This window comes from Neobacillus sp. PVCKKU3 (assembly GCF_058323225.1).
The window spans coordinates 42,980-54,548 of sequence record NZ_JBLVQN010000044.1 but is presented as its reverse complement, the minus strand read 5'-3'; the positions used below and the strand labels follow the sequence as shown (position 1 = coordinate 54,548).

Genomic DNA, 11,569 nt, shown 5'->3' with positions numbered 1-11,569 from the left:
GACCATGCTTCTGATTCTGTTGTCATCTATATGAAAGAAGAGAAGATATTGTTTTTAGGTGATAGCATTTATCCTGATATATTTTCCCCTAAACGGAACTATACTACCAAACGAACAAAGGAACTGGCTGCAATCCTGGAACAGTTTGATGCAGAGACCTATATCCTTTCCCACTGGAAACCAATATCTCGGACTGAGTTTAACAACGAAATGCAACTGTTAAAGACAGTGGCCGATTACACAGAAAAATATAATGGTAATGCAGAACAAATGAAATCGGAATATGCACGAGAGTTAAACCGAGATTTAAACGAAGACGAATCGGAAACGATCGATTATTTTGTGAATGGATATGAACTAAAACGATAACTTTCTCTCAATCTCGTTAATTTCAAAGAGCCTTTGAAAAAATCTTATGGACTCGATTGCTTAAGCTTCTCGTAATGATCATTAAACACTTTAAAAAGCCTTTCATCCCCGCCGCGGTCGGGGTGGAGGGCTTTTAGCAGTTTCTTAAATTCTTTTTTCATTAGATGGCTGCTAGAGTCTTGATTTAATCCCAATAACTCACCGTAGTGAAAAGTACTGGGTTCAGTGACTTCTATCTGTGTGTTAAGCATTTTTTTTAAGGTGCGTACCTTTGATTGTTCAATATGTATTCGGGTATTTAATATCTCTATTTGTTCCGTAAGGCTGCGATTTTCTTGAAGTGACTCTTCTAATTGTGCAGTAAGTTGAGTGGCATGCGTTTGGATGATAAATTCAATTAGATCCTTAACATTGATTTTGTAGGTAGTTGTTCTTCTTTTGTTTATTTCGGCCTTCATTTTGCCTTCCTTAATCCACGCCATTACGTCATCGTCACTGGCTGCTATGCCAGACGAGGTTAATTGCTCAACCGCTTCTTTAATATTCAGCATCATTTTTCACTCGCTTTTTTTAAAATCTAGCATTCTATATTACAGATAGACCCATCATATCACTGAATTTTTTCAGAAAAAGAACAGGAGTGTGACATTAAATTAAAGTCTCTTTACATTGAGACATTTTTAATGAAAAGGATGCTCAAAAGGTACGAACATCCTAAATTTTATGAACAGATGCGTTATTTATGAATAAAAACCTGCGTGCCAATTGGGACTAAAGATGACAATTCTAGAACATCGTGATTAAACATTCTAATACAACCATGGGAGACGTTCTTACCGATAGAAGATGGATTATTTGTACCATGTATACCGTAATGAGGTCTTGACAATCCCATCCAAAGGACTCCGAATGGTCCGCCAGGATGAGGATCCTTGTTAATAATCGTGTATGTTCCTGTAGGAGTTGGTGTCAATATTTTTCCAACTGCAATGGGGTAAGTTTTTAAAAGCTTATGACGATCAAAGAGTTTTAATTGGTGTTTTGATGTGGATACATCAATCCATTTCGCCATGTGGTTCAGCTCCAGTTTTTGAATAGTGTATTAAATAAAACAAATAAATGTTCATTCACAATAATGGGCGGGCCGTTATTTATACTTAAGAAACCAATTAATATAGTGTATTTTGGAAACATCATTAAACCATCAGCGTAAAATAGGCTCTTGATTTAGTGACAGCGACCTATAAGAAAACATAATTTGTTGAAGAGAGTACACAGCGCATCTGATTTCTTGATTAACACAAATTCATCATTCATCTCTCTATACAGGTTTCATCTGACTAAATACAAAGGGGAGGAAAAAATGCAAAATTTTCATAATGAGCTGCAAGGGTTGGCAATCGATCCTTATCAAACGGGTCAGTTAGTTCCATTTGGCCAACAGATGGAGGATGCACGCTTGTGGGGACGCTGCGGCTTCCGCTGCGGCGGTTTTGGCTTCCGCTGCGGCGGTTTCGGCTTCCGATGTGGTGGCTTCGGCTTTGGTTTCGGATGTGGTGGCTGCTTTGGCTGCGGCGGCTGTTTCGGTGGGTTTGGTTGCTTTGGCTGTTTTGGCATCGGTTTCGGTTTTATTTAATGGGTTAGGCTTTTGGCAATTCCCGAAAAGAATATTGTTTTATATAAAAAGTGCCCCTGCACGGACTTGTGCCTCAGGGGCGCTTCTTTGCTGTGTTTATCATATTGGACAAAAGTTCGTACATAAACTGATAGTGCGCAAGTAGTAATGATTGGAATAAGGAGGAGCTAATATGGAAGAGCTTACCTCGTCCTCACGTCTGAAGGTTAAAAGGGATACCTTTTTTCTCCCAGATCAAAAGGGGGGTGTCTATTTTAGAAATAACACAAGTTCCTTCCGAATGGAAGGCAAAACCATCTATCAATGGATTGAAAAATTGCTGCCGATGTTCAATGGGGAACAAACATTGGAAACCTTGACTCAAGGGCTAACACCGCCCTATCGTGACAGGGTATACGAGATTGGAGAAACGTTGTACAAGAATGGATTTGTTCGCGATGTCAGCAAAGATAGGCCTCATCAACTAAACCGTCAAGTTCTTGAAAAATATGCTTCACAAATTGAATTCATCGAGAATTTTGTTGATTCAGCTGCTTTCCAATTTCAAGAATACCGCCAGGCTAAGGTTCTCACTATCGGCTCTGGCCCCTTCATGCTATCACTGGCTGCTGCGTTACTTGAATCGGGACTGCCCAAATTAAATGTCATGATAACAGATGGTGTTCCAACCAATCGGCTGCGGCTCCAAGAACTGGTGCAGAATGCGAGAAAAATAGATTCCGATGTGGAAATGGCAGAAGTACCTTACCATCATGAGGCAGGGATCCATTTTTGGAAAGAAGCTGTTCAGGACTATGATTGGATTTTGTACGTCTCTCAGGATGGAAATGTTAATGAATTGAGGGCTCTAAATCAGGTTTGCATAGAAGAAAAGAAGGCCTATCTCCCTTCTATTTATTTAGAAAAAGTAGGGCTCGCCGGTCCGTTAACGCATCCAGAATCAGAGGGATGCTTCGAGTCGGCATGGCGAAGAATTCATCAATCACTCGTGCAAGACGATGGGGAGTCTCAAGGTTTCGCTTCCACATCAGGAGCGATTTTAGCCAATGTCTCTGTATTTGAATTTTTCAAGAAGGCTACAGGAATTGCAGGCCCTAATCAAAGTAATCAAATATACCTGCTTAATCTTGAAACAATGGAGGGAGACTGGCTTTCGTTCATCCCACATCCTTTCGTAACTTCGAATCGTCATACACCCGAACTAATTGAAAATCTTGATGTAAGACTGAACCAAGATTCTGACAGGGAAGAGCAGCAGGGGTTGCTATTGGAGTATTTCAGTGGATTAACGTCAAAAGAAATAGGTATTTTTCATACCTGGGAGGAACGGGATTTGCCCCAGCTTCCTCTTTCCCAGTGCTCTGTTCAGGCTGTTGACCCAACGTCTGCGGGACCGGCAGAACTGTTGCCAGAGGTGATCTGTTCGGGCATGACGCATGAAGAAGCAAGAAGAAATGCTGGTTTGAAGGGTATTGAAATGTATGTGTCAAAAATGATAGATTTCCCTCTTAACAAGAATAAGGCTGAGGGTTTCATTGGCGTTGGTTCAGGAGAAACAACGGCTGAGGCTGTTTGCCGAGGACTCCAAGCCTATCTAGATGAAGAATTGAAAAAAAGAAAGGCTAATGAGCACAATCCGGTTTATCGTGTGCCAATCGGAGCCATAGAGGATAGAACATGCCGATTTTATTTAAATGCCTTGACTACCTTGAAGGGTCCACCGGCCATTGGTGTAAAAGAGGATGTAGCAGGCTTCCCGGTTGTTTGGGTAAGGTCAAACGGCAATTGGTACGCAGCGGCAGGTTTAAATATAACTTTGGCATTGCAAAACACACTGCAGCAAGCCCTTTTCGATGCTCAAAATGGGATCAGTTCCGTGGAGAGGAAAGCGCAGGAATCAATGATTTATTTGGAAAAAAAGGATAGCAAATTTGATATCCGCTCTTGTGAAGAGATGACACAAGTGGAGCTGCTACAATCTGCTATTCAGGTCTTACGCAAAAACAACAAACAGTTATTTGTCTATGATCTATCGATGGAACCATTTTTAAAGCAAGCGCTGTTAGTGGTGTATGGTGTGCAGGTACGAGAGGGGGATTCCAAATGACTGCACAGGTCCTCATTGACGGAGCCGGTTTATTAGCAGACTACGTCTATGATCTTCTGGCTACTAGCTATCTAGTAAGACGTCAAAATATTCTGGAAGAGATTCCTAAGGAAACAGAATTAGTCCTGGTGCTTGAGGATGCCTGGCATCCGGCCGTTCATCAAAAAGCGGAACAGAGATGCAGGACCGCTGGAATTCCTTGGCTTCGAGGGTTCGTTTCCTTTGGTGAGGGGATCATTGGTCCATTGATACGCTCCGGCAAACCGGGATGCTCTCTCTGTGCTGACAAACGGCGCTTGATAGCAGGACCTGATCGTCTTGAAATGTGGGGAATTCAGACGAAATTGACTTCGGGTGCAAGTGTGTTGCGTGATGCCTGGGCTTCACGGACGGGATTATCGCAAATGGCTATCTTGATCACTAACGAAGTGCAAAAAATTCTTAAAGGAGAACCCTCCCCCTTGGAAGAAAGAATGTTCATGACCAATCTGAGATCGTTAACGACCTCTAGTCACTTTTTCCTGCCTGATCCATTGTGCCCGATTTGCAGCCCAATCCCTGAAGACACACCGGAATTAGCACAAATTAGCTTGGCCTCCAGTCCCAAAATCAATGGGGAAGGGTATCGCTGCCGTTCAATAGATGAATTGAAAACAGTGCTAACCGCAGACTATCTGGATGAGCGGACTGGAATCATGAATGGGAAAATGGCGGATTTTAGGCTCCCATTTGCCGATGTTTTGGTGAACATGCCGATGTTTGGAGCAGACGAGGGGGTAGCGGGGAGAACCAATTCCTATGAATTGAGTGAACTGACGGCCATTTTGGAGGGGTTGGAGCGATATTGTGGAATCGAGCCTCAAGGCAAAAGGAAGAAAGTTCGAGATAGTTATAACAATGTAAAGCATATCGCATTAAATCCTGCATCAGTAGGTCTGCATGACCAGGAACAATATGCAAAGCCCCATTTTCCGTTTAAACCGTTTCATCCTGATGCCCCAATGAATTGGGTTTGGGGTTATTCGTTTTTACAAGAACGTCCGTTACTGGTTCCAGAGTTACTCGCGTATTATAGTTTGGGGCAAGGGGAGGGCTATGTTTATGAAACCTCCAATGGCTGTGCATTGGGAGGAAGCTTGGAGGAAGCTATTTTCCATGGAATTATGGAGGTCGTCGAGCGCGATTCCTTCTTGTTAACCTGGTATGCCAAGCTGCCCCTTCCACGTCTTGACCCTTGTTCTGCTAACGATAAAGAAGTAAAGATGATGGTCGACCGGTTACGTGAGGTGGCGGGATATGACGTTTATTTATACAATTCGACGATGGAACAGGAGATTCCCAGTGTTTTTGCTGTAGCAAAAAACAGGGAGTCTAAGGGGGTAAACCTCATTTGTGCAGCAGGAGCGAATCCTGATCCTGTAAGAGCTGTAAAAAGTTCGCTTTTCGAGCTCGCTGGAATGATGGTTAGGCATGACAAAATATTGGAGGAAAACCGGCAGAAATATGAAAAAATGCTAATAAATCCATTTGCAGTCCGAACGATGGAGGACCATGGGATACTTTACGGTTTGCGGGAAGCAGAGGGGAGGTTAAGCTTTTTATTAGATAACAATCGTCCATTACGATCGTTTGCTGAGGAATTTAAACAGCCTCCTGCGAATACCGATTTGAAGGATGACCTGCAGGATATTCTTCAGCGGTTCCGAGAGTTGGACCTCGAGGTTATTGTGGTGGACCAAACAACACCAATCACCAAACGGAATGGATTATACTGTGTAAAGGTATTGATTCCTGGCATGCTGCCGATGACATTCGGACATCACCTGACCCGTGTCAAAGGGCTGGAAAGGGTCCTCCATGTGCCAGTGAAACTTGGATACGTCAAACAGCCGTTGGCGTATGAACAGCTAAATCCAGATCCGCATCCATTCCCATAATGGAAAGGAAGGAGGTTTACTACTCTTGAAACTGGAGACATTTCTGCACCACCTTCACTTTGATCCGGAAAAAATCACTCCGCCAGATTGGCAAGTCGATTGGGGCGATGCGCCGCTTCCCTATAAACTATACCGCGGACTACCCGAGATTCCATTAACCGGTGAAGTACCGTTAACGCTTGAGCAGCGAGAAGCCCAGGCAGAACCCGGACTAGAAGAGCTCGGGTCTTTCTTATGGTATGTATACGGTCTAACGCATTACGCACAATCCGCTTTCCTTGAGGATCCTGAGGATATAACTACTGTAAGCTATCTTCAGTTAATACGAAAATTTGTTCCTTCTGGGGGGGCGTTGTATCCCAATGAATTATATGTGTATGTAAAGATTATGAACGTCCCAACGGGAATTTACCATTACGATGTAGCCCATCACAGCCTTCGCTTGCTCCGAGAAGGAAATTACGATTCCTACTTGTCCAGGAGCCTTGGAAATGGTGATGTTTCTGATTGTTTCTGCACGGTTTTTGTCTCGACGGTTTTTTGGAAAAATTTTTACAAGTATAATAATTTTTCCTACCGTCTACAAGGTCTAGATGCCGGTGTGGTTATTGGGCAAACATTAGAAGTGGCAGATCGGATGGGATTTTCGTCACGGGTATGCTACCAATTTCTTGATCGTTCGATTAATCATTTACTTGGGCTAACCGAACAGGACGAAAGTGTATATGCAGTGATCCCATTATCTATTTATCCCTCTATCCAATGGGATGACGACTTTAATAAAGAAGAATATGTTTCTACCGTTGAATTGTCCCAGGAAGTGCCGTTGCTGAAAACGGAAACCTATAACCGTTCAAAGAGAATCCTCGATTACCCTCTGCTAAGAGAGATGAACGGGGCATCGATGTTTGGAACAACCCAGTCATTTGTGAAGCTAAAAAAGGATGGTCGTGTACAAAAGTCCTATGGTACAGAATTGATCATACTTCCATTTACGGAGTCCTTGTCGTACGACCTTGCTTCTGTTTGTAGAGAGCGGCATTGTCCTGATGTTGATTTTATTTTAGAAAAGGTCAGTCAAACCCAACTAGCAACTTTGTTGAAAGAGGTTTTTTCCAGACCTTATCAGAATGATCTTGACGGCACCGATGGAAAAACGGGGACTCGTGTTTCGTTGTACGGCTTTTTTTATAACGTGGAGGGTGTTTCAAATGGCGCTTACGCCTATGACAAAGGCGCTCATGCACTGATTAGAATAACAGACGGGGATTTCCGTGAGATATTGCAAAATGGTTTAACCATGCCCACTGTCAATCTGTTTCAAGTTCCGCTCTGCCTGCATTTGGTTGCAGACAGGGATCATCTTAAAGAAGAACTGGGCTACAGAGGATACAGAATTCAACAGATGGAAGCGGGAATTCTCTTGCAACGGCTGCTTTTAATTTCATGTGCCTTAGGGTTAGGGGGACACCCTTTATTAGGTTTTGATGCGAAACAGTGTGATGAACTTTATCGTGCCGAAGCGAAACAAATAACGAGCCTCATCCAAATCCCTGTGGGGCCGTACCGTTCGCGTGCCTGGTTAAAAGGAAGTTTGAAGAGCTAGATTAAGTTTAATAGCAAAAATAAGGCAGGCCCTGGTCCAAGGTTAGTTTAAAGGACTAGGGTCATTTGTGTTTATTAACGTAAACTAGGTGTAAGAATCATGCCGAGTTTCAATGAAATTGTCCTTCTGTGCATTTGCTGAAATCAAAATGTAAATATTCTGTCACTATAATATCGTTGAGGTTATGAATTGATAAGTTTACACTTTAATTACTATTTGAGGAGTGATTAATGTGAAAACAGTTTCAGTAAATGAGTTAAAGTTTAAGAAAAATTTAACGATGATTGAGCAATTCTCAATCCAAGATTTACTATTTAAATATATTAGACAAACCACAGAAGAAATTGCTGATATACTAAAACTTGAGTACTCAGAGAATGTCTTTGCCAAGATGGAGGCAAAGCTGGAGCCAGCAATAATTATTAATGGGGTTGAACAATTCAGATATGTGACAATAACTGAAGATAATCAAATTGTAATTGGTGTTTTAGATTCCAATAAAGAGTTAAAGCATAGAATCATTTTTCTAGATGAAGTTTAATTGCTAGCATATAAGTATAAACAACTGTTCTACCTACATAACAAATCTTTTAATATAGTAATCTATTTTTAGACTTTTTTGAGAACATCTCATAAAACTTCAACGAAAAATAGGCTCTTTATTTAGTGACAGCAACCTATAAGGAATCATAAATTGTTGAAGAGAGTACACGGCGTGTAATGTTTTATCTTACACATTCATCTCTCTATTCAGGTTTACCTGATGAAATACAAAGGGGAGGAAAAAATGCATAATCTTCAATTTGATCTCCAAGGGTTGGGAATCGATCCTTATCAAACTGGTGAGTTAGTTGTGATGGATCCACAGAGCCTGGATCCGCGCCTGCATGGCGGCGGCATGCGTTGTGGCGGCGGTATGCACTGTGGTGGCGGCATGCGTTGTGGCGGCGGAATGCATTGTGGCGGTGGCATGCGTTGCGGGGGCTTTAGATGTGGAGGTTTCCGTTGCGGCGGTTTCCGTTGTGGTGGGTTTGGATGTGTTGGTTTTAGTTGTGTCGGCATTGGTTTAGCGGTTGGCGGATGTGGAGGTTGTGGCAGTTGCTATGGCGGCTATTATGATGGCTATTATAATGGCTACTATTAACTGCTATAACTGTGTCAGCGCCAGCAGGTTAGCTAAATAAGCATATAAATAATAAAGGGACAGTACTGTTTTTCGTAAGCTAATAAGAAAGTATAAACTTTCTGTCGAAAGCTTTATACTTTCTTAACGCATAAATTCAACTACGCCTCTGTCTTCGTCCTATCGGACTCGCCAATCGGCGAGTTTACATTTATGTCCCTTCCCATTGAATTTGTATAAATTTTTACTGTGCGAAGCTTAATTTGCTTCGCTTTTTTGTTTTTTCAAGTGAGAGGTAGCTAGTAGAATTTCATTATATATGTTTAGACTCCAGTTGATTTATTGAAAAAAGGGTACAAGTCTAAAGCCTGTCTTATTCATTTTTCATAGGATAAAGTACAACAACACAAGAGGGACAGATGGTAGGGGGGGACATCAGCGGAACGATTGTAGAGGAAGGTATGTGGTCTCAGGTTACTTCCTGAGAAATCACAAAATGAAGGGAGAAAAAATATGGTCCATTTAACTGTTTGGATCACCATTGTGACTTTTTTGGTTACCCTAGGACTTATTCTTTGGCGGCCAAAAGGCATCAATGAAGCGATACCTGCCGCAATCGGTGCGGTTATTGTTGTCCTTAGTGGAAGTGTTTCATTATCAGATCTGGGGTCCATTTCCGAAACCATAAGTGGTGCTGCCATTACAATCATGGCGACGATTGTCATGGCGATAGTATTAGAAAGTTTTGGTTTTTTTAGCTGGATGGCTGAGAAGCTCGCAGAAAGAGCGAAGGGGTCAGGGATACGTTTATTCTGGTATGTCAATCTTCTGTGCTTTCTTATGACGCTATTCTTCAATAACGATGGAAGTATTTTAATTACAACCCCAATCCTAGTCATGCTGTTAAACAATATGGGCTTAAAAAACAAGCAAAAAATTCCATACTTGCTATCTGGTGCTTTAATTGCGACTGCTTCAAGTGCCCCAATTGGAGTAAGTAACATTGTAAATTTAATTGCGCTTAAAATCGTTCATATGGATTTGTGGCTGCATACAGCGATGATGTTTGTACCTGCAACACTTGGGTTGCTGCTGCTGACTTGGTTCTTGTTCCTTCGCTTTAAGAAAATCTTACCGAAAACCGTTCCTACGAATGTTTCGGGGCTGACAAGTTCCTCTTATCATCCCCTCAAGCCAGTGAAAGGCATTGAACATCCTTCAGAAAAAGCTCGTTCAAGATTTATGCGAAATGTTCTTCTGTTCGTGTTTGCTGTCCGTTGCAGCCTGTTTGTTGCTTCGTTTTTAGGTATTCCCGTTTCCCTCATGGCTGTAATCGGCTCGCTTATTCTTTTAGCATGGAGATGGGCATATTTAAAAATCTCCCCAGCCGATATGCTGAAGAAAACGCCGTGGTATATTATCGTTTTCGCCTTTTGTATGTATACCATCATTTACGGTCTCAATAACATCGGATTGACAGACTGGTTGATTAGTTTCATGGAACCGATAGTTTCTGGAAGCTTGCTCCACGCGAGTGTCATGATGGGCGTGCTCCTATCCGTTCTCTCCAATATTTTTAATAATCACCCAGCCCTCATGGTTGGAACACTTACCTTAACCCATATGGATCTTAGTTTGCTCGAATTGAAAATTGCCTACTTGGCAAACGTAATTGGCAGCGATATGGGCTCGTTACTGCTTCCAATGGGAACCCTTGCTACATTGATGTGGATGCATATTGTAAGGAAAGGAAAAGTAATGATCAGTTGGTGGGAGTATATCAAAATCACGGTTGTCGTCATACCACCCGCAACTCTGTTTACCCTAGTCGTTTTATATTATTGGGTTTCTTGGCTTTTTGGCGGCGCTCTTTCGCATTAAGATATTTTAGTGAAAAAGGAGAATGAAGATGCCGATTGATTTTGTTGATTTAATGGGAAAGAAAATTGAGGTTGAACTTTCGGGAGGAAATTTTCGCAAAGGAATCCTGTTAGATAGCGGATTAGACATCATCGTCTTGTACGATAGCAAAAACCATCGTTTCATTTATATTCCTTTCATCCATGTACAAAGATTAAAAGAAACTGAATTAGAAGAAGAAGATCTTGTGAATACCCCACCGTCGGAAAAACCAATTGAAACGGATGCCATATCTTTTCGAAAGGCATTAACTGTTGCTAAAGGATTGTTCTTGAATGTTTATGTCACGGGGAATAAATCCATTCATGGCTACCTAACTAGCATTATGAACGACTATTTCGTATTTCACTCACCTGTCTATAAAACAATGTGTATCTCAATGAATCATGTGAAATGGCTCATTCCCTATCCGCCAAATACAACGCCATATTCCTTAACCAGTGAAAATCTGCCCCTTATGCCAAAGTCCACTCCTTTAGCAAGGTCTTTTGATGAGCAGTTGAAAAAATTTGAAAATCAACTTGTGATTATTGATGGAGGAGACCATCCTGAAAAAATCGGCGTACTCCAAAAGATTCAAAATAACAAAATTGCTTTAATCACAGCCGAAGGGGAACGGATCTATCGGAATGTGGAGCATATTAAAACAGTACAATTACCTTAAAAACGATGTGAAAACTTGAGAGATTGATATAACAACATGAAAGAAAGGCAGAGTGATGTCATGTTTAGTCAATATATACAAAATAAATAATCCATCCTGTTGGCAGACGAGGATGGATTATTGAATCACCGTTAACACTATATTTGACCGTGTCGTTTTTGTCACGGTCTTTTTTTTCTGGTGTCCTTACCTATGGTTATGATATGT

At 41.7% G+C, this 11,569-nt stretch carries 11 protein-coding genes; 9 read left to right on the top strand and 2 right to left on the bottom strand.

What is annotated here, in order from left to right:
• The coding region (locus ACNQGS_RS23770) for an MBL fold metallo-hydrolase (RefSeq protein ID WP_491489487.1) at positions 1 to 369 on the top strand (369 nt) is incomplete at its 5' end.
• 44 nt (positions 370 to 413) lie between these two features.
• On the opposite strand, the gene ACNQGS_RS23765 is transcribed toward ACNQGS_RS23770, so the two are convergent.
• The gene (locus tag ACNQGS_RS23765) at positions 414 to 920 is read right to left on the bottom strand and encodes a J domain-containing protein (protein ID WP_491489486.1); all 507 of its coding nucleotides are present in this window, start codon (positions 918 to 920) and stop codon (positions 414 to 416) included.
• A 185-nt stretch (positions 921 to 1,105) separates the two neighbouring features.
• The gene (locus ACNQGS_RS23760; RefSeq protein ID WP_213119178.1) at positions 1,106 to 1,441 is read right to left on the bottom strand and encodes a L,D-transpeptidase; all 336 of its coding nucleotides are present in this window, start codon (positions 1,439 to 1,441) and stop codon (positions 1,106 to 1,108) included.
• A 291-nt stretch (positions 1,442 to 1,732) separates the two neighbouring features.
• Between ACNQGS_RS23760 and ACNQGS_RS23755 the strand changes: the two genes are divergently transcribed.
• The 8 genes from ACNQGS_RS23755 (at position 1,733) to ACNQGS_RS23720 (ending at position 11,362) form a co-directional block, all read left to right on the top strand.
• Complete coding sequence (locus tag ACNQGS_RS23755; protein ID WP_491489485.1) at positions 1,733 to 2,005, top strand: heterocycloanthracin/sonorensin family bacteriocin; 273 nt, start codon at positions 1,733 to 1,735, stop codon at positions 2,003 to 2,005.
• 172 nt (positions 2,006 to 2,177) lie between these two features.
• Positions 2,178 to 4,112: a putative thiazole-containing bacteriocin maturation protein gene (locus ACNQGS_RS23750; protein ID WP_491489484.1), complete on the top strand. Its 1,935-nt coding sequence runs from the start codon at positions 2,178 to 2,180 to the stop codon at positions 4,110 to 4,112.
• On the top strand, positions 4,109 to 6,049 hold the full coding sequence (locus ACNQGS_RS23745; protein WP_491489483.1) for a TOMM precursor leader peptide-binding protein: 1,941 nt from the start codon (positions 4,109 to 4,111) through the stop codon (positions 6,047 to 6,049). Before ACNQGS_RS23750 ends, ACNQGS_RS23745 begins: the two co-directional genes overlap by 4 nt.
• A 25-nt stretch (positions 6,050 to 6,074) precedes the next feature.
• Complete coding sequence (locus tag ACNQGS_RS23740) at positions 6,075 to 7,655, top strand: SagB family peptide dehydrogenase (RefSeq protein WP_491489482.1); 1,581 nt, start codon at positions 6,075 to 6,077, stop codon at positions 7,653 to 7,655.
• A gap of 232 nt (positions 7,656 to 7,887) precedes the next feature.
• Entirely contained in the window at positions 7,888 to 8,196 is a 309-nt protein-coding gene (locus ACNQGS_RS23735; protein WP_491489481.1) for a hypothetical protein, read from the top strand.
• A gap of 246 nt (positions 8,197 to 8,442) precedes the next feature.
• Positions 8,443 to 8,799: a heterocycloanthracin/sonorensin family bacteriocin gene (locus ACNQGS_RS23730; RefSeq protein ID WP_491489480.1), complete on the top strand. Its 357-nt coding sequence runs from the start codon at positions 8,443 to 8,445 to the stop codon at positions 8,797 to 8,799.
• A gap of 492 nt (positions 8,800 to 9,291) precedes the next feature.
• Positions 9,292 to 10,659, top strand: a complete 1,368-nt coding sequence (locus ACNQGS_RS23725; protein ID WP_491489479.1) for an arsenic transporter — start codon at positions 9,292 to 9,294, stop codon at positions 10,657 to 10,659.
• A gap of 28 nt (positions 10,660 to 10,687) precedes the next feature.
• Complete coding sequence (locus ACNQGS_RS23720; RefSeq protein WP_491489478.1) at positions 10,688 to 11,362, top strand: pepsin/retropepsin-like aspartic protease family protein; 675 nt, start codon at positions 10,688 to 10,690, stop codon at positions 11,360 to 11,362.
• Positions 11,363 to 11,569: the final 207 nt, after the last annotated feature.

Excerpts from the sequence above, each read along its gene's own strand:
- ACNQGS_RS23765 (WP_491489486.1), bottom strand. The coding sequence starts at position 920 with ATGCTGAATATTAAAGAAGCGGTTGAGCAATTAACCTCGTCTGGCATA.
- ACNQGS_RS23760 (WP_213119178.1), bottom strand. The coding sequence starts at position 1,441 with ATGGCGAAATGGATTGATGTATCCACATCAAAACACCAATTAAAACTC.
- ACNQGS_RS23755 (WP_491489485.1), top strand. The coding sequence starts at position 1,733 with ATGCAAAATTTTCATAATGAGCTGCAAGGGTTGGCAATCGATCCTTAT.
- ACNQGS_RS23750 (WP_491489484.1), top strand. The coding sequence starts at position 2,178 with ATGGAAGAGCTTACCTCGTCCTCACGTCTGAAGGTTAAAAGGGATACC.
- ACNQGS_RS23745 (WP_491489483.1), top strand. The coding sequence starts at position 4,109 with ATGACTGCACAGGTCCTCATTGACGGAGCCGGTTTATTAGCAGACTAC.
- ACNQGS_RS23730 (WP_491489480.1), top strand. The coding sequence starts at position 8,443 with ATGCATAATCTTCAATTTGATCTCCAAGGGTTGGGAATCGATCCTTAT.
- ACNQGS_RS23725 (WP_491489479.1), top strand. The coding sequence starts at position 9,292 with ATGGTCCATTTAACTGTTTGGATCACCATTGTGACTTTTTTGGTTACC.
- ACNQGS_RS23720 (WP_491489478.1), top strand. The coding sequence starts at position 10,688 with ATGCCGATTGATTTTGTTGATTTAATGGGAAAGAAAATTGAGGTTGAA.